The sequence below is a fragment of the Dyella koreensis genome (genome assembly GCF_044904565.1).
Taxonomy (GTDB): domain Bacteria; phylum Pseudomonadota; class Gammaproteobacteria; order Xanthomonadales; family Rhodanobacteraceae; genus Dyella_D; species Dyella_D koreensis.
On record NZ_JADIKD010000008.1, the window covers coordinates 126,277 to 153,255 of the forward strand.

18 protein-coding genes and 1 riboswitch are annotated in these 26,979 nt (G+C 64.9%); of the genes, 6 read left to right on the forward strand and 12 right to left on the reverse strand.

The genetic code is table 11. The features are described 5' to 3' along the window. Positions 1-3: 3 nt before the first annotated feature. Complete coding sequence (locus ISS97_RS06310; RefSeq protein ID WP_379987106.1) at positions 4-1,299, forward strand: condensation domain-containing protein; 1,296 nt, start codon at positions 4-6, stop codon at positions 1,297-1,299. Positions 1,300-1,386: 87 nt separating this feature from the next. Here the strand turns inward: ISS97_RS06310 and ISS97_RS06315 are convergent, their stop codons facing one another. The 5 genes from ISS97_RS06315 to ahcY all read right to left on the reverse strand — a co-directional run bounded on the left by ISS97_RS06315 (position 1,387) and on the right by ahcY (position 6,909). After that, on the reverse strand, positions 1,387-2,304 hold the full coding sequence (locus ISS97_RS06315) for a branched-chain amino acid transaminase (protein WP_379987105.1): 918 nt from the start codon (positions 2,302-2,304) through the stop codon (positions 1,387-1,389). Positions 2,305-2,380: 76 nt separating this feature from the next. Next, a complete protein-coding gene (locus tag ISS97_RS06320; RefSeq protein ID WP_379987104.1) occupies positions 2,381-3,016 on the reverse strand; it encodes a DUF4124 domain-containing protein in 636 nt (211 codons plus the stop codon). Between the two features lie 28 nt (positions 3,017-3,044). Further along, a complete protein-coding gene (gene metF, locus ISS97_RS06325) occupies positions 3,045-3,872 on the reverse strand; it encodes a methylenetetrahydrofolate reductase [NAD(P)H] (RefSeq protein ID WP_379987103.1) in 828 nt (275 codons plus the stop codon). A 188-nt stretch (positions 3,873-4,060) separates the two neighbouring features. Continuing rightward, positions 4,061-5,251 carry a carboxylate--amine ligase gene (locus ISS97_RS06330; protein ID WP_379987102.1) on the reverse strand — a complete coding sequence of 397 codons (1,191 nt, stop codon included), beginning with the start codon at positions 5,249-5,251 and terminating at the stop codon, positions 4,061-4,063. A gap of 224 nt (positions 5,252-5,475) precedes the next feature. Then, the gene (gene ahcY, locus ISS97_RS06335; RefSeq protein ID WP_379987101.1) at positions 5,476-6,909 is read right to left on the reverse strand and encodes an adenosylhomocysteinase; all 1,434 of its coding nucleotides are present in this window, start codon (positions 6,907-6,909) and stop codon (positions 5,476-5,478) included. Positions 6,910-6,947: 38 nt separating this feature from the next. Further along, positions 6,948-7,029, reverse strand: a riboswitch (S-adenosyl-L-homocysteine riboswitch). Positions 7,030-7,176: 147 nt separating this feature from the next. Here ahcY and ISS97_RS06340 point away from each other — a divergent pair. From ISS97_RS06340 to ISS97_RS06350, 3 genes are all read left to right on the forward strand, one after another. Next, on the forward strand, positions 7,177-9,696 hold the full coding sequence (locus ISS97_RS06340; protein WP_379987100.1) for a S9 family peptidase: 2,520 nt from the start codon (positions 7,177-7,179) through the stop codon (positions 9,694-9,696). Between the two features lie 209 nt (positions 9,697-9,905). Next, positions 9,906-12,611, forward strand: a complete 2,706-nt coding sequence (ppc, locus tag ISS97_RS06345; protein WP_379987099.1) for a phosphoenolpyruvate carboxylase — start codon at positions 9,906-9,908, stop codon at positions 12,609-12,611. Between the two features lie 63 nt (positions 12,612-12,674). Next, positions 12,675-13,298 (forward strand): TIGR00645 family protein, encoded by a 624-nt coding sequence (locus tag ISS97_RS06350; RefSeq protein WP_379987098.1) that lies wholly within the window; start codon positions 12,675-12,677, stop codon positions 13,296-13,298. Between the two features lie 79 nt (positions 13,299-13,377). Here ISS97_RS06350 and ISS97_RS06355 read toward each other — a convergent pair whose 3' ends face one another. The 3 genes from ISS97_RS06355 to ISS97_RS06365 all read right to left on the reverse strand — a co-directional run bounded on the left by ISS97_RS06355 (position 13,378) and on the right by ISS97_RS06365 (position 18,717). After that, a complete protein-coding gene (locus ISS97_RS06355; protein WP_379987097.1) occupies positions 13,378-15,252 on the reverse strand; it encodes an ATP-binding cassette domain-containing protein in 1,875 nt (624 codons plus the stop codon). Positions 15,253-15,366: 114 nt separating this feature from the next. After that, positions 15,367-16,566, reverse strand: a complete 1,200-nt coding sequence (gene metK, locus ISS97_RS06360; protein ID WP_379987096.1) for a methionine adenosyltransferase — start codon at positions 16,564-16,566, stop codon at positions 15,367-15,369. 225 nt (positions 16,567-16,791) lie between these two features. Beyond that, positions 16,792-18,717 (reverse strand): pyrroloquinoline quinone-dependent dehydrogenase, encoded by a 1,926-nt coding sequence (locus ISS97_RS06365; RefSeq protein WP_379987095.1) that lies wholly within the window; start codon positions 18,715-18,717, stop codon positions 16,792-16,794. A 121-nt stretch (positions 18,718-18,838) separates the two neighbouring features. On the opposite strand from ISS97_RS06365, the gene ISS97_RS06370 reads away from it, so the two are divergent. Next, positions 18,839-19,543 (forward strand): SGNH/GDSL hydrolase family protein, encoded by a 705-nt coding sequence (locus ISS97_RS06370; RefSeq protein ID WP_379987094.1) that lies wholly within the window; start codon positions 18,839-18,841, stop codon positions 19,541-19,543. A gap of 5 nt (positions 19,544-19,548) precedes the next feature. Here the strand turns inward: ISS97_RS06370 and ISS97_RS06375 are convergent, their stop codons facing one another. The 3 genes from ISS97_RS06375 to dusB form a co-directional block, all read right to left on the reverse strand. Then, the gene (locus tag ISS97_RS06375; RefSeq protein WP_379987093.1) at positions 19,549-20,466 is read right to left on the reverse strand and encodes an alpha/beta hydrolase; all 918 of its coding nucleotides are present in this window, start codon (positions 20,464-20,466) and stop codon (positions 19,549-19,551) included. A 78-nt stretch (positions 20,467-20,544) separates the two neighbouring features. Then, on the reverse strand, positions 20,545-21,375 hold the full coding sequence (locus ISS97_RS06380) for a class I SAM-dependent methyltransferase (RefSeq protein ID WP_379987092.1): 831 nt from the start codon (positions 21,373-21,375) through the stop codon (positions 20,545-20,547). Between the two features lie 83 nt (positions 21,376-21,458). Then, a complete protein-coding gene (gene dusB / locus ISS97_RS06385; protein WP_379987091.1) occupies positions 21,459-22,448 on the reverse strand; it encodes a tRNA dihydrouridine synthase DusB in 990 nt (329 codons plus the stop codon). A 110-nt stretch (positions 22,449-22,558) separates the two neighbouring features. On the opposite strand from dusB, the gene ISS97_RS06390 reads away from it, so the two are divergent. Beyond that, positions 22,559-24,322, forward strand: coding sequence for a tetratricopeptide repeat-containing diguanylate cyclase (locus ISS97_RS06390; protein WP_379987090.1), 1,764 nt, complete (start codon positions 22,559-22,561; stop codon positions 24,320-24,322). Positions 24,323-24,717: 395 nt separating this feature from the next. On the opposite strand, the gene ISS97_RS06395 is transcribed toward ISS97_RS06390, so the two are convergent. Then, entirely contained in the window at positions 24,718-26,952 is a 2,235-nt protein-coding gene (locus tag ISS97_RS06395; protein ID WP_379987089.1) for a TonB-dependent receptor family protein, read from the reverse strand. Positions 26,953-26,979: the final 27 nt, after the last annotated feature.

Sequence of the window (26,979 nt, forward strand, 5' to 3'; positions counted from 1 at the left end):
GCCATGAAGCGCAAACTCACCACCATCGAACGCCTGATCGACGGCAACCTCAGTTATCAGCTCGCCATTGCCGGCGAGCTATCGATGGAACGCCTGCGCACTGCGCTGGACTGCGTGCAGAGCAAACATCCGGCGTTGCGCATGCTGATCCGCGAAGAGCGGGACGGGCTGTACTACGAGCTGGATGCGGCCGGGCCGGTGCCTTTGCGCGCGGCGATGTGCAGATCGGAGCCGGATCTTGCGCGCGAAATCGAGCGCGAGGAGGCGGTCGCTTTCGCCCCTCACGAGCCGCAGTTGCGTGTGGCTTGGCTGCGCACCGATCATGGCGGGCTGTTGCTGATCACTGCCGCGCACCGCATCTGCGACGGCATGAGCGTGCTGATCGTGGCAAAAGAGCTGCTCGGCGGGCTGCATCGCGAGCAAGCGCTACTGCCGTACGCGCCGGTCAGTCCCCTGGACGTCGCCGGCGCCGCGCATGGCACGGACGAGTGGAAGCGCCGCTTGGCCGCTGCGGCGATCAATGGTTTGATCGGACTGGTTCCGCCTTCGCACAAGCCGTTACGTCGCGATCCCGTGCGGCGGGAATGGCAAGTCGATACGGGACTGACTGCCGCCTTGAAGGACCGCTGCAGGCGCGAGCGAGTGTCGATGCATGCGGCTTTGCTGGCGATCCTCGATCAGGCCCTGCAAGCGGCTCTGGGCAAGCGCGCGCCCACGCGTATTGACAGTCCGATCGATGCGCGGCGCGGCCGGTTGCCCCTGCTCAAGGACGACATGCTGTTCTTTGGCGGCGGCAGCTTCAAGATCGCGGTCGGTCGTGAGCGCGGCGCCGATCTGTGGGAGCGGGCGCGCAATATCTATCGGGAGATGGGCGAGAAGATCGAGCAAGAGCTGCGAGACATTCCGGGCAAGTATCGCTTCTGCGAGATGCTCAAGCCGCCCTCGGACGACAAGGTCCGTTCCATCGTGCGGCTCGGTGATGCGTTGAGCCGCAACGGCAACTGGAACCAGTTTTCCTTTTCCAATCTGGGGCCGATCGATCTGGTGGGGCCGGATGCGCCGTTCCGCCTGGAGGAATTCAGCGTGTCCGTGCGCTCCTTCGGCGTGCGTATCCTTGGCTTGATGGCCTTTTCGCTGCACGGCCAGTTGCGCTTCGTCTACGTGGGCGAGGAGCAGTGCATGAGCCTGGCCGAGGTCGATGCACTGGAGCGCGCCTTCATGGAGCACTTGCGCGCGCAGGTCGCGCGTGGGGAACGCGCGACCGGGCTTGCGAGGGTGTTGGAGGTAGCGAGTGAATAGGTGGAACGCTGCGGCCAGCCTCCACTTCTCACCCGGCCCTATCTTGTACGCAGGGCAGGGAAATCACGGACGACGTGATGGGGCTGCTTACACCGGCTCCAGCCAGCCCCACTGATCGTTGGTCTTGCCGTTGAACAGGCCGAAGAACAGCTCCTGCATACGACGCGTGACACGTCCAGCCTTGCCGGCGCCGACCTGCTTGCCATCCACCGAGCGGATCGGGGTGATTTCAGCGGCGGTGCCGCACATCAGCAGTTCGTCGGCGAGATAGAGGAATTCGCGCGGGATATCGCGCTCGATCACTTCAATGCCGTCTTCGCGCGCCAGCGTAATCAGCGTGTGGCGGGTGATGCCGGTGAGGATCGAGGCGCTGGCCGGCGTGGTGTGCAGCACGCCGTCGAATACCAGGAACAGGTTCTCGCCCGCACCTTCACTGAGCAGGCCGGTGGACGCCAGCGCAATGCCCTCGCCGAAGCCGAGACGGCGCGCTTCACGCGCGATCAGCTGGCCGGAGAGATAGTTGCCGCCGGCTTTGGCGCCAGCCGGAATGGTGTTGGGCGCAAAGCGCTGCCAGCTCGATACGCAGGCGTCGATGCCGCTTTCCAGCGCCTCCGGCCCGAGATAGGGGCCCATCGGCCAGGCCGCCACGGCGACGTCGATCGGCGTTTCGGCCGACAGGCCGAAACCGCCCAGGCCGCGGTAAGCCACCGGGCGCAGATAAGCGGCGCCGAGGCCGTTCTTCTTGATCACGTCGCGACAGGCAGTGGCGATCTCATCCTGCGTATGCGGCAACACCATGTCGTAGATCTTGGCCGACTGATACAGGCGCTTCAGGTGATCCGTGAGACGGAAGATCGCGGCGCCGTCCGGCGTGGCATAGCTGCGGATGCCTTCGAACACCGACGAGCCGTAATGCAGCGCATGCGACATCACATGCGTGGTGGCTTCGTGCCAGGGCTTGATCTGGCCGTTCTGCCAGATCCATTCGGGATACTGCTGCGCCATGTCGGTTCTCCGGAAAAATGAGCGACATGATACCTGCTGCCGCTACAGCGGGCCTTTCAGCAGGCTTCCGAGGTATTTACTCGGCGTTGCGCAACCACAGGCAGCCGGAGCGGCGCACGATGGCGAAACGGGTCTCGTGCGGTACGCCGCTGCCGTCGGTGGCGGCGGTGCGCAATACCAGCTGGCGTTCGGTGGACGCGGGCGTGGGTGGCGGGGGCGGGGCGCTACTGCTGCTGCCCGCCATCGGCGTTGTATCGAGGTTGTATAGATCGTTGGCCGGCGGCGCGGCCGGCTGTTGCTCTGCACGGTCCTCGCCGAAGTCCAGCAAGGGCTGCTGCATCAGGGTGGTCAGGGCGCGGATATCCGCCACCGCGGCGTTGCGGCCATAGCCGCCCCACAGCATCAGTCCGGCCAGGCGATTGGGGTCGCGAGTGGCAAAGGCGTCGGTGACGCTCTGGCGCAGCTCGGCGATATTGGACGCACACAGAATCGGCGGCGGCACGCTGGCCGGCATGGTTGTAACACTGGGTGTGCTAGCGGGCTGGGGCGCTGGCTGCACCGGCGTTGCGTTCAGCGCAGCACACTGTTGATCAGTGAAAAGCGGATGACCATCGGCGCTGATGCATCGATGGATGCCGGCCTGGGCAAAGCTGGTGGCGGGATGCAGTGACACGCACAGCAACAGCAAGAAGACGAAGAAGGAAAGGCGCATCCCCCCAGCATACGCTGGCTGCACAGCGTCAACCGTGCAGCCGGTCCAGAATCGCCAGCGTCGCCTTGGCGCGGTTGAGTGTGTAGAAGTGCAGCCCGGGCGCACCGCCTTCTAGCAGGCGGCGACACAGCTGGGCAACGACGTCGGCGGCGAGCTCGCGGATCGATTCGACATCGTCCCCGTGCGCCTGCATGCGCTTGGCGATCCAGCGCGGAATCTCAGCGCCGCAGGCGTCGGAGAAGCGCTTGAGCTGGCTGAAATTGGAGATCGGCATGATGCCCGGCACGATCGGCACCTGCACGCCCAGTCGCCGCACGTCCTCCACGAAACGGAAGTACGCATCGGCGTTGAAGAAGTACTGAGTGATCGCGCCGTTGGCGCCGGCATCCACCTTGGTCTTGAAGTGCTGAAGGTCGATCAGCGCGTCGTCGGCCTGCGGGTGGGTTTCCGGATACGCCGCCACTTCGATATGGAAGTGATCGCCGCTGTGCTTGCGGATAAAGCTGACCAGTTCCGAGGCGTAGTGGAAATCGCCCGGCGAAGCCATGCCCGAAGGCAGGTCGCCGCGCAGTGCGACAAGGCGGCGATAGCCGGCCGCGCGGTAGCTATCCAGCAGATCGGCGATCTCGGCGCGCGTACCGCCCATGCAGGACAGGTGTGGGGCCACGTCGAGGCCGTGGTCGCGATGCAGGCGGGCCACGGTTTCGCCGGTGTAGCTGAGGGTGGACCCACCCGCGCCGAAGGTGACAGATACGTAATCGGGCTTACGCGACTTCAGCGACCTGGCGGCACGGTCCAGCTGGTCGCGCTGCTCTTCGGTCTTGGGCGGGAAGAATTCGAAGCTGATCGATGACATTGCTCGGGTCCGGCGGGCAGTGCACGGAGTATATATCTCTCCCTCGCGATAAAGCGATATATGCCCCGATGTGGCCATGGTAGGAGCGCACCCTGTGCGCGAAAGCCCTGCGCAGCAGGGCCGCTCTTTTCTCCGCATGTGGCAAAGACAGCCCTGCTGCGCAGGGCTTTCGCGCACAGGGTGCGCTCCTACAGGCGCCGCTTCAGTTGCTGCGAAATCACTTGCCCTGCGAAACGCAGCCCCGGCCGCGGGTCGTCAAGCCGGAACGAGTGGAAATGGGCGCTCGCCCATTGGCCCAGGATCGTGAGCATCGGCCCGCGCGCCGCGGACGACTGTGCGCGCACCGTGCTGAGATCGCGATAGAGATCCACGCAGCCCGCGCCGATTGGGTAGCTGGTCGGAGACCGCGTTACCGGCAGGCCCAGCGCATCCTGGTAGGCCATCTCGCAAACATTCACCCCGCAGCGCGCGGCGAACTCCACATACGTCCATGCGCGCGTATTCACCTCGAGGATGCGAAACACCCCGTCGCGCGCGTCGCGCTTGAACTCGGCGCTGAAGATGCCGCGGTACTGCAAGCTGGCCAGCAACGCCGTCATGTATTCGATGGGCGCCTGCACCTGCGCCAGCGGAATACTGCGGCAGTAGGAGCTGTTGCCGAAGTCCGGTGGCGAGATGCGGATGCGCTGCCGTGCGAACAAACCTGTCAGCACGCCGTCGCGATCGCGGAAACCATCGACAAAAAAATGATCGGCGGGTGTGCCTGGCACATACTCCTGCGCCATCAGCGTGAAGCCCTGTGCGTGCAAGCGCTGCCAGTTCTCGCGAAGATCTTCACGGCGCTTGACCCAGACACCCTTGACGCCGGTGACTTCGCTGAACTGCTGCGAGTTCACCGGCTTGATGAAGACGCGATCCAGCGATTCGAGCGGAATCGCCTCGATATCGGCGATCGTGTCGATGCGATACGTGCGCGGCTTGGGAATACCCAGCGTGTCGAGATGGGCGGAGAAGCGCGCCTTGTCCTGCAGGATTTCCTGGGTTTCGCGCGAGCTGGTGCTCAGTGAAAAGCGCGCGCCGAGATCGCTTTGCGGCAGGCCAGTCAGCCATAGCGCGGCGTCGTCGGCGCCCGGAATCAACACCGCGTGTTCGAGTGGGATGTCGCGCAGAGCTTCGTAACCCCGCGACCCTAGCGAGCCATCCCAGGGCGGCGACCCTGGCGTGGGATGGAACCAGCGCGAATGGGTGGTCAGATCATCGGCGGGGCAGGCGACATAAGCGGGAATGCCTGCGATATGCAGGCTGCGCAGAATGCCCAGCGCTGTGGCGCCACGGCCAAGCACGATCGCCGGCATTCGATATTGACGGAGCTCCCCCATAGGCACCATCCGGTTATCCAACGAAACGTCAGGGCGTCATCGTTTGTGCGGCGATGCTAGCACTGCGTTTCGGTGTGCGGATCAGGCAAGTTCACGGCGCAAGAACACGCGGCATGGCGCGTCATGGCTAAGTTGAGGATTGTCTGGCGATGTTCTCGCGCCACAAAAAAGCGCGCGGCTGACGCCGCGCGCTTCATTTTGCTGCATGCCCTGACAGCAGCCGATCAGTAGCGGTAATGATCCGGCTTGTACGGACCTTCCACCGGCACACCGATATACGCAGCCTGTTCCGGCGTCAGCTTGGTCAGCTTCACGCCGATCTGCTCAAGATGCAGGCGGGCGACTTCCTCGTCCAGCTTCTTCGGCAGGCGATACACGGTCTTCTCGTACTTGTCCTTGTTCGCCCACAGGTCGAGCTGGGCCAGCGTCTGGTTGGAGAAGCTGTTGGACATGACGAAGCTCGGGTGACCGTGCGCGCAACCCAGGTTCACCAGGCGACCCTCGGCCAGCATGTAGATACTGTGGCCAGTCTTGGCGAAGGTGTAGCGATCCACCTGCGGCTTGATGTTCTCGCGGGTGACGTCCTTGGCGCCGTTGAGGCGGTCGATCTGGATCTCGTTGTCGAAGTGGCCGATGTTGCACACCAGCGCGTTGTTCTTCATCGCCGCCATGTGCTCCAGCGTGATGATGTCCTTGTTGCCGGTAGTGGTGACGTAGATGTCGCCGATGCCGAGGGTGTCTTCGATGGTGGTGACCTGGAAGCCTTCCATCGCCGCCTGCAGGGCGTTGATCGGGTCGATCTCGGTCACGATCACGCGCGCGCCGAAGCCCTTCAGCGAGTGCGCGCAACCCTTGCCCACATCGCCATAGCCGCAGACCACGGCGACCTTGCCGGCCACCATCAGGTCGGTGGCGCGCTTGATGCCGTCGGCCAGCGACTCGCGGCAGCCGTACAAGTTGTCGAACTTGCTCTTGGTGACCGAGTCATTGACGTTGATCGCCGGCACCAGCAGCTTGCCGGCCTCGGCCAGCTGATAGAGGCGGTGCACGCCGGTGGTGGTCTCTTCGGAGACGCCCTTCCACTCGGCCGCAACCTTCTTCCAGAAGCCCGGGCGCTCCTTCAGCACGCGCTTGAGCAGATCCTTGATCACCTGCTCTTCGTGGTTGCCGCTGGGGGTGTTGACCCAGTTATCGCCGTTCTCGAGTTCCAGGCCCTTGTGGATCAGCAGGGTGGCGTCGCCACCGTCGTCCACGATCAGCTGCGGACCGAGCTCACCCGGGTGGGTCAGCATGTCGAGCGTGCAGTCCCAGTACTCCTCCAGCGACTCGCCCTTCCAGGCGAACACCGGCAGGTCGCCGGCGGCCAGCGCGGCGGCCACGTCGTCCTGGGTGGAGAAGATGTTGCACGAGGCCCAGCGCACCGAGGCGCCCAGCGCGCGCAGCGTCTCGGCCAGCACAGCGGTTTCCTTGGTGACGTGCAGCGAGCCGGACAGGCGCACGCCCTTCAGCGGCTGCTCCTTGGCGTAGCGGGCGCGGATCTGCATCAGGCCCGGCATTTCCTCTTCCGCCATGCGGATACGGCGGCGGCCGAGCTCGGCGAGGGAGATGTCGCGGACCTTGAAGTCCTGCGTGGCGGAATCTTTGGTGACTGCGTTCATGGCGTATCTCCGGTGATCGCGACGAGGTATGTCGCATCGTTGACCGGGCGCCGTTACAAAGGCTATCCGCCGAGCCTGGCCGTGGCTAAACCATCCACGGTCGCAGCGCCCCTCGGCGAGAGCCGCAGATTATAGCGTCAGTCCCCTCCGGGTTCTCCGGGTCGGCGTTTGACGGCCGGCACCGAGGCACATGACTGATGGCCTAGGGTCTGGCGCCCGCGGCGCCGTTATGGTCGCAAATTCCTTCGGCTACGGTGCTGACTCGACATGGATAGATCCCTTTCACGCCTCGCTCTTGCCGGTCTCCTGCTCGCGGCGCTGCCGCTGGCGATGCACTCGACGGCGGTGTATTCGCAGGCAGCACCGGTGGCTGTCGCGGCTGCGCCAGCCGGCGGCTATCAATTGCCGCCCAAGCCGCTGCAAGCGCTGGTGGACGCACCCCGCCCGCCGCAGCTGTCGATCAGCCCGCATCGCGATCTGCTCGCGCTGACGCAAGCGCCAGCGCTGCCCGGCATCGATGTGGTGGCCCAGCCAGAATTGAAGCTGGCCGGCTTGCGCATTAATCCGCGCACCTATGCGGAAAGCCGCTTCCTGTTCGGCAGCGACCTGTGGCTGATGGAGATCGCCAGCGGCAAGGAGATCCACCTGCAGGGCCTGCCGCAGCCGCTGTCCATCGCCAGCTCCAGCTGGTCGCCGGATCAGCGCTACCTCGCTTTCAATCAAGTCGATGCCAAGTCGGGCAGCAATGAACTGTGGCTGGTGGACGTGGCGGCGCGCAGCGCGCGCCGGCTCACTGACCTCCCATTGAACACGGTGGCCAGCCGCGGTTATGCCTGGATGCCCGACAGCCAGCAGCTGCTGGTGCAGCTGCGTGCAGAGGGGCAGGGCGCAGCGCCGGTATCCAATGCCATTCCCTCCGGGCCGAACGTGCAGGAAACACAGGCCGGGCAGGGCGTGAAGGCCATCCGCACGTATCAGGACATGCTGCGCAACGAAGACGACGCACGCGTGTTCGAACATTACCTGCGTTCGCAATCGGCTCTCGTCGACCTGCAAGGCAAGGTAACCCGCGTGGGTGAGTCGGCACTGACGCTGTCCGTCGACGCGTCGCCGGATGGCCGTTATCTGCTGCGTCAGCGTGTGGAGCGTCCGTTCTCCTATCTGGTGCCGGTCACCGAATTTCCCCGCCACATCGAAGTGCTCGATCTCAACGGCAAGCTGGTCAAAGAGATCGCCAGCCAGCCGCTGATCGAAGGCCTGCCCACCGGCAACGATGCCGTGCGTACCGGCGTGCGCGATATCGAATGGCGCAGCGATGCGCCCGCCACCCTGGTATGGGCCGAGGCCCAGGACGGCGGCGACCCTGCACGCAAAGCCGATATCCGCGACGCCGTGCTGATGCAGACGGCGCCGTTCGACCATGCGCCCGTCACCCTGGCGAAGCTGGCCACCCGCTACCAGGGCACGTATTGGGGCAACGGCAATCTGGCCCTGATCAGCGAGTTCTGGTGGAAGACGCGCCAGGTGAAAGAGTGGCGCGTGGCACCGGATCACCCGGAACAGGCTCCCAAGCTGGTTCGCGAAGGTTCTTCGGAGGACCGCTACAAGAATCCCGGCAAGCCGATCACCGTCAGGGATGAGCATGGTGAATCGCGCCTGCTGATCGCGGCCGATGGCGAAAGCATCTTCCGGCTTGGCGAAGGCGCATCGCCGGAGGGCAATCGTCCCTTTGTGGACAAGGTTGACCTGCGCGATGGGCAGGCCGCGCGTCTGTTCCATTCGCAGGCGCCGTATTACGAAGCGCCGCAGGCCGTGCTGGATTCGGAAGGACAGGGCCTGCTGACCTCACGCGAGTCGCCCGATGAGCCGACCAACTTCTTCGTTCGCGATGGCAGTGCCAAGGGTTCGCCGCTGCGCGCGCTTACGCACTTCCCGCACCCCACGCCGCAGCTCAAAGGTGTGAAGAAGGAACAGATCCGCTACAAGCGCAAGGACGGCGTGGAACTCACCGCCACGCTCTACCTGCCGCCCAAGTACGACCCGAAAAAAGATGGCCCGCGCCCGATGCTGATGTGGGCCTACCCCACCGAGTTCAAATCGGCCGAGGCGGCCAGCCAGGTCACCGATTCGCCATACCGCTTCAACCGCATCGGCTTCTGGGGGCCGCAGGTGTTCCTGGCGATGGGCTACACCGTGCTGGACAACTTCGCGGTGCCGATTGTGGGCGAGGGCAGCAAGGAGCCGAACGACACCTACATCCCGCAGCTGGTGGCGAGTGCCGAAGCGGCGGTGGACGAGGTCGTGCGTCGCGGCGTGGCCGACCGTAACCGCATCGCCGTGGGCGGCCATTCCTACGGCGCCTTCATGACCGCCAACCTGCTCGCGCATACACGGCTGTTCAAGGCCGGCATCGCGCGCAGCGGCGCCTACAACCGCACACTCACACCGTTCGGCTTCCAGTCCGAAGAGCGCAACTACTGGCAGGCGGAGGAGGTGTACAACACCATGTCGCCGTTCAACTACGCCGACCACATCAAGGACGCGCTGTTGATGATCCACGGCGAGCAGGACAACAACTCCGGCACCTTCCCGATCCAGAGCGAGCGCCTGTATGCGGCGATCAAGGGGCTGGGCGGCACCGCCCGGCTGGTGATGCTGCCGAACGAGGCGCACGCCTACCGCGCGCGCGAATCGATCATGGAAATGCTGGCCGAGTCGAATGAGTGGCTGGAGCGTTACGTGAAGCAGGCGAAGCCGGCGGGTGATGCTGGTAAGACCGTGCGCTGAGTCGATCGGTCGGCCAGTTCAAGAACGGGGCGCCAGGCGCCCCGTTCTCATTTGTAGGAGCCCACCCTGTGGGCGACCGGGGTAGCGGCGCAGCCGTGGTTCGCGCACAGGGTGCGCTCCTACAGGGACAACAAGCCTTTGCGGCGGCGCACAAAAGACGGAAATCTTGGAGTAGTCTTGGCCGTCCAGACATCCAATCCGTGGCATCGATGAGCCAGCAACGCAGTCCTGAGTTCGCCCCGCACGACGCCCCACTCCGCGAAGACGTACGCCGCCTCGGCACCCTGGTCGGCAACATGCTGGCCGAACAGGTCTCGCCGGATTTCTTTGATGAAGTCGAACGTATCCGCACCGCCGCCATCGCGCGCCGCCACGAAGGCGCGCCGCTCACCTTGCTGGCGAGCTTGCTGACCGGGCAGGACACGCAGCGTGCCGAAGCACTGGCGCGCGCCTTCGCCACCTACTTCCAGGCCGTCAATATCGCCGAGCGCGTGCACCGCATCCGCCGCCGCCGCGATTACCAACGTACCGAAGGCGCACCGCAGCCGGAATCGCTGCTGGATGTGCTGACGCGACTGAAAGAGCAGGGCGTAGGCGCGGCCGAGTTGCTGGAATGGCTGGCGCGGCTGCGCGTGGAGCCGGTGTTCACCGCGCATCCCACCGAGGCGATGCGCCGCTCGCTGCTGGAGAAAGAGCAGGCGATCGTGCGCGCGCTGATCGACAACTTCGATCCCAGCCGCACACCGCAGGAACGCAAGGAAGACGACGACCGCATCTTCATGGCGCTGTCTTCGGGCTGGCAGACGGCGGAGGCGTCGCCGATCCGCCCCAGCGTGCAGGACGAGCACCATCACGTCGGCTTCTATCTGGCCAACCCGATCTACCGCATCGTGCCCGCGCTGTACGAGTCGCTGGCCGATGCCTTGCAGGAGGTCTACGGCGTGGCGGTGGCGCTGCCGCGCCTGCTCGCCTTCGCCACCTGGGTAGGTGGCGATATGGACGGCAACCCGAACGTGGGCGCCGACACCATCGCCGCCAGCCTGGGCACGCAGCGTGCGCACGTGCTGGAACACTACGCCGCCGACATCGCCGGCCTGGCGCGTTTGCTCAGCCAGACCGAGGGGCGGGTCGCCGTGGACCGGGGGCTGGCGCAGCGCCTGGCCGACTACCGCGAGCGCTTTCCCGAAGCGGCGGCGCAGGTGCGGCCGCGCCACGCCGACATGCCTTACCGCAGTTTCCTCACCATGGTCGGCGCGCGTCTGCAGGCCACCCATGATGACGATCATCCGGAGGGCTATACCTCTACCCAGGAACTGATCGGCGACCTGCAGCTGATCGCTGACAGCCTGTTCGACCATCGCGGCCTGCATGCGGGCGCTTACGCCGTGCAACGCCTGATCTGGCGCGTGCGTACGTTCGGCTTCCATATGGCGCGGCTGGATGTGCGGCAGGATTCGCGTGTGCACGACGACGCCCTGGCGGCGCTGACGGGTGACGCCGATTGGGTTTCGCTGAGTCCGGCGGCGCGCATCGAGCGACTGCATGCCTATGCTGGTGGCGAGCGCGCTTTTGGGGCGAGCGACGACGCTGGCGCGCAGGCGTTGAAGGCGGTTTTCGCCACATTGCATGACGCACGAAAGCGCTACGGCGCCGAAGCCCTGGGGCTGTACATCATCAGCATGGCGCGTTCGGCAGCGGATGTGCTGGCGGTGCTGGCGCTGGCACGACACGGCGGACTTATTGCAGACGGCGGCGTACCGCTCGATATCGCGCCGCTATTCGAAACCGTCGACGACCTGGCGAACGCGCCAGCGACGTTGCGCGCCTTGTTCGGCGACCCTGTCTATCGCGCGCATCTCGATTCGCGCGGTGGCCGCCAGTGGGTGATGCTCGGTTACTCCGACAGTGGCAAGGACGGTGGCACCCTGGCGTCGCGCTGGGGCCTGCAGCGTGCGCAGGTGGAATTACTGGAAGTTGCGGGCGAGGCTGGCGTGCGCCTGTCTTTCTTCCACGGCCGCGGCGGTTCCGCCAGCCGCGGTGGCGCACGTATCGCGCCGGCGCTGATGTCCTCGCCGCGCGGCTCGGTGGCGGGCGTGCTGCGCGTGACGGAGCAGGGCGAGGTGATCCATCGCAAGTACGGCATCCGCGCACTGGCGTTGCGCAATCTGGAACAGACCGTGGGCGCGGTGCTGCGCGCCAGCCTGCGGCCACGCGAGGTGGAGCAGCGCGAAGCGCTCTGGCGCGAACGCATGGCCACGCTGTCATCCATCAGCCGCCAGACCTATCGCGCCTTTGTGGAGCGTGACGGATTCATCGACTACTTCCGTTCCGCCACGCCTATCGACGTGATCGAACGCATGACGCTCGGCTCGCGCCCGTCGCGCCGCCGCAGCATGCGCGGGGTGGAGGATCTGCGCGCGATTCCCTGGGTGTTCGCCTGGACCCAATGCCGTTCCATCATCACCGGCTGGTACGGCCTGGGCACCGCGCTGGAACGTGGCGCCGCCGAATTCGGCGAGGCCGCGCTGATCGAGATGGCGCGCGACTGGCCCTTCTTCGCCAACATGCTCGACGACGTGGAGATGGTGCTGGCCAAGAGCGACCTCGCTATCGCGGAGGTATTTTCGCGCCTAGCCGGGCCGCTGCATGAACCCTTCTTCGGCCTGATCCGCGACGAGTTCGAACTCACCAGCCGCTGGCTGCTGCGTCTGAAGGGCAGCGACGAATTGCTGCGCGACACGCCGAAGCTGGCCGTGTCGATCCGCTTGCGCAACCCCTACATCGACCCGATGAGCCTGCTGCAAGTGGATCTGCTGCAGCGCTGGCGCGCGTCCGGCAGCGAGGACGATGCCTTGCTGCGGGCGCTGGTGGCCTGTGTGAACGGCGTATCGCAGGGCCTACAGAATACGGGTTGATTCGTCTTGCGTAATTTCTTGCGGAGCCGCTAGGCTGGCCGATCTCTCCCCGCATCGAAGTCTATGCAACCCTCGAACAACCCCCGCCTCGGCCCGCTGCCGTTTCTCATCTTCAGCTCGCGCTGGCTGCAGTTGCCGCTATACCTCGGCCTGATCGTGGCGCAATGCGTCTACGTCTTTCTGTTCGGCAAGGAGCTGTGGCACCTGATCCACGAGGCGCCGAGCCTGGGCGAGCAGGAGATCATGTTGATCGTGCTCGGCCTGATCGACGTGGTGATGATCTCCAACCTGCTGGTGATGGTGATCGTCGGCGGCTACGAAACCTTCGTGTCGCGCCTGGGCCTGGAGAACCATCCCGATCAGCCGGAGTGGCTGTCGCATGTGAATGCGTCGGTGCTGAAGGTGAAGCTGGCGATGGCGATCATCGGCATCTCCTCCATTCACTTGCTGAAGACTTTCATTGCTGCCGGTTCGCTGGGTGGATTGCCGTTCTGCTCCGCCGACGTACTGGCAACCATCGCGGAGAACGCCGGCAGTGGCGCGGCTCTCAAATGCGCCACGCTGACGCCGCAAGGCGTGATGTGGCAGACCATCATCCATGTGGTGTTTATCGGCTCGGCCATCGGCATCGCATGGACCGATCGCCTGATGCAGTCCCACGTGGGGAAAGCGAAAGACCATCATTGATTATCTGTAGGAGCGCACCCTGTGCGCGATCGCCTCACATAACCCGGTCGCGCACAGGGTGCGCTCCTACCGATGGACGTCAGCTATCCAGTTCCGTCCAGCGCGCATAAGCCGCATCCAGTTCGGCCTGCACCTTCGCCAGCGCTTCGTTCGCCTTGATGATCGTGGTGCTGTCCTGCTGGAAGAATGCCGGTTCATTCATCGCCGCGCTGCGGGCGGCAATGTCGTTCTCCAGCGTTTCGATCCGCGCCGGTAGCTGTTCGAGCTCGCGCGCATCCTTGAAGCTCAACTTGCGCTTGGGTGCCGCTGGTGCGGCAGGTGCCGGATCGTTGCGTACCAGCCCTGGTTTGGCCACGGCTGCGGCGAGTACAGCGGCAGCCGCAGGCCGCTGACGCAACCAGTCGCTATAGCCGCCCACGTACTCGCCGATCTGGCCGTTGCCTTCCAGCACCAGCGTGCTGCTCACGACGTTGTCGAGGAATTCGCGGTCATGCGAGACCAGCAGCAAGGTGCCCTGGTATTCGGTAAGCAGTTCTTCCAGCAGCTCCAGCGTCTCGACGTCGAGATCGTTGGTCGGTTCGTCCATCACCAGCAGATTGGACGGCTGCGCGAACAGCTTGGCCAATAGCAGGCGATTGCGTTCGCCGCCGGAGAGGCGGGTGATCGGCGCGCGCGCGCGTTCCGGCGAAAACAGGAAATCCTGCAGATAGCCGATGATGTGTTTGCGCTGGCCATTGAGCTCAATGTATTCGCGACCCTCGGCCACGTTGTCCAGCGCATTGAGCGTGTCGTTGAGCTGCACGCGATGCTGATCGAAGTAGGCGATCTGGATACCCGTGCCGATACTGGCTTCACCACGCTGCGGCTTGAGGTCGCCGAGCATGATCTTCAGCAGCGTGCTCTTGCCGGCGCCGTTCGGGCCGATGATGCCCACGCGGTCGCCACGCATGATGGTGGTGGACAGATCGTCGATCAGCACACGGCCGCCGTAGGCCTGGTGCACGTGTTCGAGATCGACCACTTTTTTGCCGGAAGCCTGCGCATTGGCCAGGGTCATCTTGACCGCGCCGACCAGATTGCGGCGTTCCGCGCGCTCGTTGCGCAGGGCTTTCAGCGCGCGCACGCGGCCTTCGTTGCGGGTGCGGCGGGCCTTGATGCCCTGGCGGATCCACACTTCTTCCTGCGCCAGCTTCTTGTCGAACAGCGCATTAGCCTGCGCTTCGGCGTGCAGGCGCTCCTCGCGGCGGCGCAGGTAGTTGTCGTAGTCGCCGGGCCAACTGGTGAGCTGGCCGCGGTCGATCTCGACGATGCGCGTGGCCAGCGAACGGAGAAAACTGCGGTCATGGGTGATGAATACGATGCTGCCGGCGAACTGCTTGAGGAAGTTTTCCAGCCAGGCGATCGCTTCGATGTCGAGGTGGTTGGTCGGCTCGTCCAGCAGCAGCACGTCCGGCTTGCGCACCAGCGCCTGCGCGAGCAGCACGCGGCGCTTCATACCGCCCGACAACGCGGCAAAATCGGTATCGGCCGGCAGTTCCAGCTTGGTCAGCACTTCGGTGACGCGGCGGTCGAGATCCCAGCCGTGCTGCGCTTCAATCTGCGTCTGCACTTCGCCCAGCGCGTCGAAGTCGTGCTCGGCGAGCAGATGGTGATAACGCGCCAGCAAATGGCCGAGATCGCCAAGGCCTTCGGAGACCACGTCGAACACGCTGCCGGACGTATCCTGCGGCACCTCCTGCGCCATGCGCGCGACGACCACGCCGCTCTGCACGCGCACTTCGCCGTCGTCGGCTTTCAACTCGCCGGCGATCAGTTTCATGAGGGTGGATTTGCCTTCGCCGTTGCGACCGACGATGCACACGCGCTCGTTCGATTCGATCGAGAGATCGACATGTTCGAGCAGGAGAGGGCCGCCGATACTGAAGTCGACGCGCTGAAGCTGGATCAGGGACATGGGTGCATTCTAGTGGATGCGCGGACTTTCCCCGCGCTCGTGGCAAACAAAAACCCCGCGGCAAGCCGCGGGGTTTTATAGGCCGGCAAGCAAAAAACTCGCTTGCGCTGCGCCTTACTTCAGCTTGGCATCCGCGCGCAGTGCCTCGGCCTTGTCCGTCTTCTCCCAGGAGAAAGCGGTGTAGGTCTTGCCGTCCGGACCCTTCACTTCGTACGGGGTACGGCCGAAGTGACCGTAGCTGGCGGTCTGCTGGTACATCGGGTGCACCAGATCCAGCATCTTGATGATGCCGTACGGGCGCAGGTCGAAGTGCTTGCGGATCAGCTTCTCGATCTTCTCGTCGCTGATCTTGCCGGTGCCGAAGGTGGTGACCGAGATCGAGGTCGGCTCGGCCACGCCGATGGCGTAGGAGACCTGCACTTCGCAACGATCGGCGATGCCGGCGGCGACGATGTTCTTCGCCACATAGCGCGCCGCGTAGGCGGCCGAACGGTCGACCTTGGACGGATCCTTGCCCGAGAACGCGCCACCACCGTGACGGGCCCAGCCGCCGTAGGTGTCGACGATGATCTTGCGGCCGGTCAGGCCGCAGTCGCCCACCGGGCCACCGATCACGAACTTGCCGGTCGGGTTGATGTGGAACTTGGTGCCCTTGTGCAGCAGCTTGGACGGCAGCACCGGCTTGAGGATGTGCTCGCGCACGGCCTCGATCAGGTCTTTCTGCTTCACGCTCGGATCGTGCTGGGTCGACAGCACCACCGCGTCGATGGCGACGGCTTCGCCGTTCTCATAGCGCAGGGTGACCTGGCTCTTGGCGTCCGGGCGCAGCCACGGCAACGGCGAGTTCTTCTTCTTGCGGACCTTGGCCTGCTGCTCGACCAGGCGGTGCGAGTAGTAGATCGCCGCCGGCATGTAGTCCTTGGTCTCGTTGGTGGCGTAGCCGAACATCAGGCCCTGGTCGCCAGCGCCCTGTTCTTCCGGCTTCTTGCGGTCCACGCCCTGGTTGATGTCCGGCGACTGCTTGCCGATCAGGTTCAGCACGCCGCAGGTCTCGCCGTCGAAACCGACTTCGGAGGAGTCATAGCCGATGTCGACGATGACCTTGCGGGTCAGCGCTTCCAGGTCGATCCAGGCGCTGGTGGTGATCTCGCCGGCGACGATGGCCACGCCGGTCTTCACCATGGTCTCGCAGGCCACGCGAGCACGCGGATCCTGCGCGAGGATCGCGTCGAGGACGGCATCGGAGATCTGGTCGGCGACCTTGTCCGGATGGCCTTCGGAGACCGATTCGGAAGTGAAGAGGAAGTTGCTCATCGCGGGTTATATCCTTCCTTACGGATAGAGAGATGAAAGAGGTCCGGCATGATACATGCCGGGCCCCGGTTTTGCAGCTACAGCATGTGGGCCGCACATGACGATTTCATGCCGATTCAGCCGTTTGGACGGCCATGAGGCTGTTTGTCGCGCCCTCACGGCGGGCCCGGCGGGCCGCCCGAAAGCGTCGGAGAATAGCCCAGACGAATCGCAATGCGGCTGCGATCAAGGCGGAGAATCCTGGTCTGGCAGGGCGTACGCCACGATCGCGTCCGACTGCGGTTCCTCGGTGATCTTGGCGCTGCCGCCGGCCGCGATCACTACGTACTGCCGGCCGTTGGCCTCATACGTCATCGGCGTGGCATGGGCGCTGGCGGGGAGCTGTGCCTTCCAGAGTTCCTTGCCGCTATCCAGGTCGAAGGCGCGCAGGAAGGGGTCGAGCGTGCCGGCGACAAAAGCGAGCCCGCCCGCAGTGACGATGGGGCCGCCGAGACTGGGCGAACCGGGTGGGAGGTCCTTGATGGCGGGCGCGAGTACCTGCAGCGATCCGAGCGGCACCTGCCAGCGGATCTTGCCGGCAGCCAGATCCACGCCAACCAGGGTGCCCCACGGCGGAGGCGAGCAGGGCAGGTGCGATGGCGACAGCAGGGCGCGGCGATACAGGCCGTAAGGCGTGCCGTGTTGTGGCGCGAACTCGCCGCCGTGGCTGTCGCCCTTGGTGGCTTTGGCGTACTCGGCCTCGGGGATCAGTTTCAGCTCGAACGGCAGGGCGGTGACATTCACTATCAGCAATTGTCGCGACGGATCGAAGGCGTAGCCGCTCCAGTTCATACCGCCGATATTGCCGGGCACCGCGACGCCGCCCTGCACGCTGGGTGGCGTGAACACGCGTGAGCTATCGCGGCCATGCATGGCCTGTCGGCAGGCCTCGCGATCTTCCGGGCGCGGTCCCCATACATCCGCGGCGGCGAGCGATTGCGGGCCGAGCGCGGGCAGGGTGGTGGGAATCGGTTGCGTGGGTGAGGTCAGTTCGCCAGGCACGTCGCTTGGCGGGACGGGGCGTTCCTCCACGGGAAACACCGGCTTGCCGCTGTCGCGATCGAGTACGTAAAGGAAACCGGTCTTGTTGCCCTGGACCACTACCGGCACGTCGCGTCCATCGCGTTGCAAGGTGGTGAGCAGCGGCGGGGAGGCTGTGTCGTAATCCCACAAGTCGTGGTGCACCAGCTGGAAGCCCCAGGCCAGCTTGCCGGTTTTCGCATGCAGCGCGACCACCGAATTGGCCCAGCGGTTGTCGCCCGGGCGCAGGCCGCCGTAGTAGTCGGGGCTGGCGCTACCGGTAGGGACAAACACGAGCCCGCGCGCTTCATCCGTCGCCATGACCGACCAGGCATTGGCCGCGCCACTTTTCCAACCCTTGGCCGGATGCCGGGCGATCGGATCCCAGGCCCAGCGCAGGGCGCCGCTGCGCGCGTCGTAGCCGCGCACCACACCGCTGGGCATGTCGACGCGGTTGTTGTCGTTGATGGACGAGCCGACCACCACCACGCCATCCACCACCACGGGCGGCGAGGTCATGTGGTACTCGCCGGCGCTGAAGCCGGGGACGTTGGTGAGGCTGACTTCGCCGCTCTTGCCGAAATCCGCGCAGGGTTGGCCAGTGGCGGCATCAAGGGCGATCAGGCGCGCATCAAGCGTGGCCTCGTACAAGCGGCGGCGGCAGGGCTGGCCGGCCTTGCGCGCGTCGTCCAGCCAGGTGGCGACGCCGCGGTTGATCAGTCCGTCGCCGTAATCGTGGTGCGGGTCCAGCTTGGGGTCATAGGCCCAGCGTTGCTTGCCGGTGATCGGGTCGAGCGCGATCACGCGATTGAAGGGCGTGGTCAGGAACAGCGTGCCGTCGACCATGATCGGCGTGGTTTCCAGGCCGCTGCGCGGCGTGTCGTGCTTGCCGTCGGCGATGTCGCCGAGATGGAAGGTCCAGGCCACCTGCAATTGAGTGACGTTGTCGCGGTCGATCTGCTTCAGCGGCGAATAACGCATGCCGCCGGGATCGCGGCCGTAGTTGGGCCAGTCACCGTCATCGGCCGCGAAAACCGTGCCGGCCAATATCAAGCCGGCAAGCCATAGTCCGTGTCGCACGACGATCTTCATCGATAGCCCCCTTCGTCCCTACGCATAGGCGCGGCAAGAGGCTACTCCAGTGTGATGAGGGGTGGTACAGCGAGGGCATAATCGGGCGGCGAATCCGCAGAAAGCTGACGAGGTTACGACAGTGCAATGGTTCAGAAGCGCGAATAGCCGCTGGATGCTGATGTTGGTGTGGTTGCTGCTGGCAGCGTCGAGCACCGTGGGAGCAAGAGAGGCCGGTCCGTCGCAGTGGCGCGATGCGATGGATGCTTTCGCCACGCAGGATCAGGCCCATCCCCCGCCGCCACACGCGGTGCTCTTCATCGGCAGTTCGTCGTTCAACTATTGGCACACGCTGGCGCAGGACTTTCCTGGCATCCCGGTGATCAATCGCGGCTTCGGCGGCTCGGTCATCGCCGATAGCACCTATTACGCCGACCGCATCGTATGGCCTTATCGCCCACGCCTGATCGTGATGTACGCGGGCGATAACGACATCGCCGAAGGGGCGACGCCGGATCGCGTGCTTGCTGCCTTCCAGGCGTTCGTGACGAAGGCGCGCGAACGGTTGCCCGGCGTGCCGGTGGTCTGCGTATCGATCAAACCCAGCGTGGCGCGCTGGGCACTCTGGCCGCAGATGCACGAGGCGAACGAAAAGATCCGCGCGTGGGCGGCGACGCAGCATGAAGTGCGTTATGTCGATATCGGTCCCGCGATGCTCGATGCGCAGGGTAAGCCGCGACCCGAGCTGTTCATTGCCGATGGCCTGCACATGACTCCGGCGGGTTATGCGTTGTGGATTACTGCGCTCAAGCCGGTGCTGGCCGAATACGGTTTCCGCACGCGCTGACTCTGTCAGCGCGATGCCGTGGTGCTTCCCGCGACCGGATGGGAGCGGATAAAGCGGATCACATCGGCCAGGGTCGGCGCGTTGCCGCGCAGCGGGCGGGACAGCGCAAAGACCAGTGCGTTGTGGCCCAGGCCGGGATACAGGTCCAGTGTCACGTCCTCATGCCGCGCCTGCAGGGCATGCGCCAGCGAGATCGCGTTGGCGGGATCGACTTCATGATCGGCATCGCCTTGCAACAGCAGCATGGGCGGTTCCATACCGCGAACGAAACGCACCGGCTGCGCGCGGGCCTGTTCCGCGGCATCGCGGCCGAAGATGGCGAGCATGTCCGTTTCCTCGGCGGGAATCGGCATGAAGTCGTAGCAGCCGGCCAGGCCGATAAAGCCGGCGAGATCGGTCGGATGCAGGTGATAGGGCGCGAGCCAAGACGGATCGGTGGCCAGCAAGGCGCCGATCTGGCCACCGGCCGAGTGGCCCATCACGAACACGTCATCGGCGGCACCGCCCAGCTCGCTGGCGTGATCGTGCACCCATGCGACAGCGTGCGCCGCATCCTGCATGAAACCCTCCATGGTCACCTGCGGGTACTTGCGGTAATCGGGAATCACCGCGATGGCGCCTTCGTTGGCCAGGGCCGTGCCGACGAAGCGATACCACGCGCGCTCACCGCGCACCCAGCTGCCGCCGTAGAAAAACACCACGATCGGCGCGTGCAGGATCCCGGCAGGCCGATAGACGTCCAGACGCAGCTGGTGCGTGGTGTCGAACACGATGTCACGCGACGCATCGATGCCTGCACGGCGATCGGTCGCGTTCAACCCGGCGAACAGGCTGGCTTCACAGCCGCTGAGCAGTAATACGCAGGCCAGCACCGCGAGGCGCGACAGGATGAGTGAGCGGCGGGTACGAGGCCGGATAAGCATCGAGCCAGAGAGAATGGGCAAAGTCCCGATGATGCATGGATCGGCGTCGCAAGGGTTTGCGGAACGCGAGGACGAGGCTCAATAAACACTCGCCCGCGCCTGCACAAAGGCAAAGAAGAACACCGCGTTCGGATCGTTGCGCACCGCCTGCAGCTCCTTGCGCATACCGTTGACGGTGTCGCTGTCGACTTTGTTCTCGTTGATCAGCGACTCGGCGGCGGACAGCAGAAGTTCTTCCCAGAACTCGATCATGTGTTTGCGTTTGCCCGGCTGGCGATTGTCCAGATGAAAGCTTTTCACTTCGGTCTGCACATCGCGATAGCCACCCGCGAGCAGAAGATTGCCGAGCTTGGCGCCGATAAAAGGATCGCCACCGCTGTCGTACTGGTAGTCGTTGAAAACCATCCAGTAGCGCAGCAGATGCGGTGAATAAGGGTCGAGGAAGAACGATGAGTTGAGTACTTCGGTGACGTAGAGCGTGGCGCCGGGACTGAGTACGCGACGTACTTCGCTCAGGACGCGCGCCGGACTGGGCATGTGCTCCAGCACCCAGCACAGATAGGCCGCGTCGAAACTGCGTTCGGGGAAGGGAAGGTCGGTGGCGTCAGCCAGCTGCAATGCGTAGCGCGAAGCGCACCAGGCGGTGTTGCCCAGATTGTGCTCGGCGGCAGCGAGCTGGGTAGCGGAGCGGTCCACACCGGTGACGTGCAGTTGCGGAAAGCGGCGCAGCAGGATTTCGGTTTGCGCGCCGACACCGCAACCCACTTCCAGCAGGCGCGTGGCGTCGCTGTAGTCGATGTGGCTGAACAGGCTGGTCTCAAACATGCGCGCCTGCCGTACCAGGCGGGCCTGCTCTTCGTTCGAGAAGCCGTGGATGTAGGGAAATTCGCCGGTGGCCGTGTTGCTCATGATCGGCGCCTTGTGTCGGGAGGCGCGGTGAGCTTAGGCCAGTGGCTGCGTCCGGAAGGTGACGATGCCCGGTGGGCGAGCGCTCAGGCAGCGACCTGCAAGCCTTCCGCCGCCTGCTCGTCGAAATACTCGCGTGTCAGCCGCAGCTGCTCTTCCGCCGTCTCCGCCCGATTCACCACGTGGCGGAAGGCGGCGTTCTCTGGACGATCCTTGGCATACCAGCCCAGGTGCTTGCGGGCGATGCGCACGCCCTGCAGTTCGCCATAGAAGGCGTAGAGCTGCTCAAGATGGTCGACCAGGATCGCGCTGACTTCGGCCGGTGTCGGCTCCGCCAGCATCTGGCCGGTGGCGAGGTAATGGGCCACTTCGCGGAAGATCCACGGCCGTCCTTGCGCACCACGGCCGATCATCACCGCATCCGCACCGGTCACGTCCAGCACATGCTTCGCCTGTTGCGGTGTCATGACATCGCCGTTGGCGAGCACGGGAATGCGTACGGCGCGTTTCACCGCGGCGATCGTTTCGTACTCCGCCTCGCCTTCGTACTTGTCGGCGCGGGTGCGGCCATGCACGGCGAGCGCGGCGATGCCGGCATCCTCCGCGATGCGCGCGATGGTGAGTGCGTTCTTGTTCTGGCGGTCCCAGCCGGTGCGGATCTTCAGCGTCACTGGCACCTCCACCGCATCCACCACCGCCTTGACGATGCGCGCCACCAGCGGCTCGTCCTGCAGCAGGGCGGAGCCGGACCACACGTTGCACACCTTCTTGGCCGGGCAGCCCATGTTGATGTCGACGATCTGGGCGCCGTTGTCGGCGTTGTAACGCGCCGCCTCGGCCAGCATGGCCGGGTCGTAGCCGGCGATCTGCACGCTGACCGGCTCCGGCTCGCCTGCATGGTCCATGCGGCGCAGCGATTTGCGGGTCTGCCACAGGCGCGGATCGGACGCCGTCATCTCAGACACGGCCAGCCCCGCGCCCAGCCGTTTGCACAGCAGGCGGAAGGGCTTGTCGGTGACGCCGGCCATGGGGGCGAGCACTACGGGCGGGTCGATGCGGTAGGGGCCGATCTGCATCCGCCTATTGTAACGGCGGCGGCACTTGTGCGCTGCGTCACCTATTTCGATGATGGCGGCGGATGGCGCTTGTTGGGGGGAATGAGTTGCCGGCTCACAGGGGTCTCATCGTGGCTGTGTGGCTGCTCGCGGCGTTGGCGCATGCCGACGGCGTACCGGAGCGCTATGCCCAGCGCTATCGCACGGTGAGCGATCCGCACGGCCTGATCGAGGACGTGCGCAAGCAACTCGATACGCACAGCGAGACACTGCCCCCGACGCAGGAACGCGAGTTGCTCTGGCTGATGGGCAACGCCGCCATCAACAGCAATGACGATGCCGCACTGGCCGAGGCGACGCTGCGCTTGGACAGCCTCGCCGCCGCGCGGGACGACACCGTGGCTTCCGCCGCAGCGGGTTTCCTGCGTTCGCGCCACGACATCGAGAATGGCGACGGCGACGGATTAAGCGAAGCGCTGCGGGCGGCGGCGAAGATGCAGGACGTGCGCGATCCCGTGGTCGCTGCCTGGGCCAAGTACGCCCTGTGCGATTCGTACACCCTGGTCGAAGACGCGCGAAACGGCCTGCCGCTATGTCAGCAAGTGCAGATGAATTACCGCGAGCTGGGCGATACCTGGGGTCTGGCCGAGGCGGAGAATGACGAAGGCGCGAATCTCGCCACCCTGAATCGCGCAGCGGAGGCGGCCAAAGCCTACGAACGTTCACGCGCGCATTTCCGCAGCGTGGGTGCCGATCAACTGGTGGTGATGGTCGGCGACAACCTGGCGCGGATGTATCTGGAGCTGGGACGCGCTCACGAAGCGCTGGCCTTGTCGCAGGCGTCGCTGGCGCAGGAGCAGGCGACGGGGCGCGTCAGTGATGCCTTGCTTTCGCGCGCCAACATCGCGCGCGCCTATGAAGCCATGGGGCGTCGTGCCGATGCGCTGGAGCAGATGAAAACCACCATCGCCGATGCCCAGGCCGCCGGCAAGGAAGGCCTGCTGCCCGATCTGCTGCAGACCCGCAGTGGGATGGCTGAAAAAGCTGGCAACAACGCGCTGGCGCTGGCCGATGCACGCGAAGTGATTCGCCTGCTCGCTGACCGCCGGTCACCGGCCCTGCGCTCCACCGAGTCCGCGCTGGAGGCGCGTTATGTCACGCGCGAGAAAGAGCTGCGCATCCGCGATCTGGAACACCAGAACCGCCTGAAGGATCTGGCGCTGAAAGCGGCGCAAGCCGAAGCGGAGCGGCAGGACGAAGCGCGCCGCCGGCAAACGCTGAGCAGCATGATCGCCAAGCTGGTGGCCGGCGGCTTGATCCTGATCGCCGCGCTGCTGTTCCTGCTGCTGCGTGCGCAACGCCGGCATGCCGCCGAACTGAGCGAGCAAGCGCTGCGCGATCCGCTCACCGGCGTCGGCAACCGTCGCGCCTTCCTGCAACGCGCGTCGGCGCTGGTGCGGATGCATGGCGATCCGCGCCAGCCGCCGCACGTGCTGATGCTGATCGACTTCGATCACTTCAAGCGCATCAACGACAGTGTCGGTCATCCGCAGGGTGATCGCGTGCTGGCCGTCGTAGTGGACCATCTGCGGGAAACCGTGGGCAAGTTTGGTCACCTTGCGCGTATTGGCGGCGAGGAGTTTGCGGTGCTGTGTCCGCACTTCGGCGCCGAGGCGGGAATTCGGCTGGCGGAAGTGCTGCGCGCTGGCGTGGCTGCGTTGCCGCTGCCGGCGGAGGTGCAGGTGGAGCATGTCACTGTGAGCATCGGGCTGGCGTTGCTCGATGGGGTGCGGTGTAGCGATCTGGATGGGTGGATGCGGGCGGCGGATGCGGCGCTTTATGCGGCTAAGTCGTATGGCAGGGATCGGGTGGTGGCGAGCGCGCTCGTTTCTTGAATTTTTCTTTCTTCGAGGAAGGCTCGGCGCCTGCGACGTTTCTGCCTACTTCGTCATTCCTGCGTAGGCAGGAGGCGCTTTACAACAGCGAAGCTGGTCATCCAGTGGCGTTGTCGCTTGGTTGTTGCGACTGCATGCCCTGGCCGCTTATGCAGCGGGCATTTCGGACGCCTGCCGGCGTCCGAGTTACTTTCTCTTTGCTGGCCCAAAGAGAAAGTAACCAAAGAGAAATGGCCTCAGGAGCAGGCGGTGCGCTTCGTAGCTGCGCATCTTCCAGTGCCAGACCTCGGGATGGTTTTCTTCGTTGCCTGATCGCCGCGCTTCGCTCCTGCCCCTCCCCTGCTAGCAGGGGGGTAGGCCCTTGGGACAACCTTTCCTACGCTCTTCCGCACGACTCAAAAATCGACCGAAGCCTGCACGAAGTACGTGCGCGGTTGCCCCACATACAGACCGTTGTTGTTGTCGGTGGAACGTGTGAAGTAACGGCGGTCGAAGAGGTTCTTCACGCCAGCGGCGAATTTGAGGTAGGACAGCGAAGGGCCGAAGCGGTATTCGGCGCGGGCGTTCCAGGTGGTCCAGCCGGGGATGTCGCCGTAGTCGCCGGCGGGGGTGCCGATGGTGATGTAGTCGGCGGGTTTGGTGGGGTCGAAGCTGGGGGTGCCGGGGGAGTGCTGGCGCGATTGAGAGAAGGCATCCAGGTTGAAGGCCCACTGTGCGCGTTCGTAGCGCAGGCCGAGGTTGGCGGTGCGGCGTGAGTAGAAGGGCAGGTCGCGGCCGGCGAAGGAGCCGTAATTGTAGGTGGCTTTGGTGAAGGTGGCGGTGCCCCACAGGCTGAGGCCGCGCAGGCGTTCGTCGAAGGTGGAGAAGTCGAGATGCGCGGCGGTTTCCAGGCCCTTGTGGGTGGTGGCGCCGAGGTTGGTCCAGCCATCGTGGGAGTTGGCGACGTTGGCGATCTTGCCAACCAGTTGCAGCTCATGATCGAAGTTGATGCGGAACGCGGTGGCTTCAGCTCCCCACACACCGTTGTCGTAACGCGTGCCGATTTCGTAGGTGCGCGCCTTTTCTGGTGCGAGGCCGTCGGCGAACTGGTTCTGCGCGTTCTTCTGGCCGATCTGGAAGTACTGCAGGCTGCCGAAGGAGGTTTCGGCGTTGGCGTAGAGCTTCCACTGCTCGGACAGGTGATAGACCACGTTGAGCGACGGCAGCGGCTTCGAGTATTTCTCGCGCCGGTAGGCTGGGCCTTTCACGATGACGGTGGCATCCGGCAGCGCCTGCCACCAGATGTTGATGCGCTCATAACGGAGGCCGGGTGTGATGGTCCAGTGGCCGGCGTTGATGGTGTCGTCGATATAGAAGGCGTGGGCCTCGGTGCCGCCGACGTTGTTGCCGGTGCGCACGTAGAAGCCGTCATAGGGAGAGGTGTCGAACGGGGTGTAGTACAGCGCCGAGGTGTACTGGTTGTTGCGCAGGGTACGCTCGTGCATCGCCTCGTTGAGGTAGCGGTAGCCGACGCTGATCTCGTGCTTCCAGTCACCCCAGTCGAACAGCTGCGAGTAGCGCGGCTCGATGGCGAAGGTGTGGTAGTTGCGCGGGTAGGCGTTGAGCTGGTGTGTGTACTGCCCGGTCTTGCTGTTGAGCGCGATGGTTTCGATGTGGCTGCCGCGGAAGCTGTCGGTGTAGTAGGTCTGCACTTCGAAGCTGCGGCGGTCGTCGACGTGGCTGTACTTGAGCACGGCGTCCTTGCGCAGGCCGCGGAAATCGTCAAACGGACGGCGCGACTGGAAGGGATCGGCGTTGTAGTCCGCCTGGCTCAGGCCACCGGGCATATCCGCCTGCCCGCGGTAGTAATGCAGGCTGCTGCTCAACGTGTCGGTGGCGCTGAAGGCGTAGCGCGCCTTGAGCATCACGTCATCGATGTTGGTCTGATTGTGGCGCTCGCGATAGCCGGGCCCTTTCACCCCGGAATAGAGCAGGGCGATGCCCAGCCCTTGCGCCGTGGTGCCGCCTACGAAGGCGTTGCTCTGGGTCTGGATGCCGCCATGTGCGCCGCCTTGCAGCATCACACCTGCGGTGCCGCCGAAGGTTTCCGGAATCTCGCGCGTGACGAAGTTGATAATGCCGCCCACGTTCTGCGGCCCGAAGCGCACCGAGCCACCGCCGCGTACCACGTCGATGGCATCCAGGTTGCCCACCGCCATCGGCATCATCGACACCTGCGGCTGGCCATAGGGCGCCACCGCGATCGGCACGCCGTCCAGCAGGATGGTGGAGCGCGGTGACAATCGTGCGGTGAGGCCGCGCACGCCGACGTTGAGCGAGATATCGCTGCCGCCGGTGCCGTTGCTTTCCTGCACCTGCACGCCGGGAATGCGACGGAGCATGTCGCGCACCTGCGTCGGTGCCGCTTCCACGATCTGCTCGCGCCGGATCACCGTGCGGGCGCCGGGGTGGTTCTGCACATCGCGGCTGGTGGCATCGCCCAGCCAGTCGCCGGTGACGTGGACGCCTTCGAGGTTGGTGGTGGGTGCCTTCTCGCTGTGCGGGGAGCTGTCGACGGAGGCGGTCTGTGCGTAGAGTGGGGCGGCACTGGCCAGCAGGGCCAGGGCGATGGCGCGGGAAAGAGACGGCATGGGCGGCTTTGGGGGAGGGCAAAGCGC

Coding starts and splice junctions, on each gene's coding strand:
- metF (WP_379987103.1), bottom strand. CDS start 3,872: ATGTCATCGATCAGCTTCGAATTCTTCCCGCCCAAGACCGAAGAGCAG.
- ISS97_RS06380 (WP_379987092.1), bottom strand. CDS start 21,375: ATGAGCAACACGGCCACCGGCGAATTTCCCTACATCCACGGCTTCTCG.
- ISS97_RS06395 (WP_379987089.1), bottom strand. CDS start 26,952: ATGCCGTCTCTTTCCCGCGCCATCGCCCTGGCCCTGCTGGCCAGTGCC.
- ppc (WP_379987099.1), top strand. CDS start 9,906: ATGAGCCAGCAACGCAGTCCTGAGTTCGCCCCGCACGACGCCCCACTC.
- ISS97_RS06310 (WP_379987106.1), top strand. CDS start 4: ATGAAGCGCAAACTCACCACCATCGAACGCCTGATCGACGGCAACCTC.
- ISS97_RS06355 (WP_379987097.1), bottom strand. CDS start 15,252: ATGTCCCTGATCCAGCTTCAGCGCGTCGACTTCAGTATCGGCGGCCCT.
- ISS97_RS06375 (WP_379987093.1), bottom strand. CDS start 20,466: ATGCTTATCCGGCCTCGTACCCGCCGCTCACTCATCCTGTCGCGCCTC.
- dusB (WP_379987091.1), bottom strand. CDS start 22,448: ATGCAGATCGGCCCCTACCGCATCGACCCGCCCGTAGTGCTCGCCCCC.
- metK (WP_379987096.1), bottom strand. CDS start 16,566: ATGAGCAACTTCCTCTTCACTTCCGAATCGGTCTCCGAAGGCCATCCG.
- ahcY (WP_379987101.1), bottom strand. CDS start 6,909: ATGAACGCAGTCACCAAAGATTCCGCCACGCAGGACTTCAAGGTCCGC.
- ISS97_RS06340 (WP_379987100.1), top strand. CDS start 7,177: ATGGATAGATCCCTTTCACGCCTCGCTCTTGCCGGTCTCCTGCTCGCG.
- ISS97_RS06365 (WP_379987095.1), bottom strand. CDS start 18,717: ATGAAGATCGTCGTGCGACACGGACTATGGCTTGCCGGCTTGATATTG.
- ISS97_RS06350 (WP_379987098.1), top strand. CDS start 12,675: ATGCAACCCTCGAACAACCCCCGCCTCGGCCCGCTGCCGTTTCTCATC.
- ISS97_RS06315 (WP_379987105.1), bottom strand. CDS start 2,304: ATGGCGCAGCAGTATCCCGAATGGATCTGGCAGAACGGCCAGATCAAG.
- ISS97_RS06330 (WP_379987102.1), bottom strand. CDS start 5,251: ATGGGGGAGCTCCGTCAATATCGAATGCCGGCGATCGTGCTTGGCCGT.
- ISS97_RS06320 (WP_379987104.1), bottom strand. CDS start 3,016: ATGCGCCTTTCCTTCTTCGTCTTCTTGCTGTTGCTGTGCGTGTCACTG.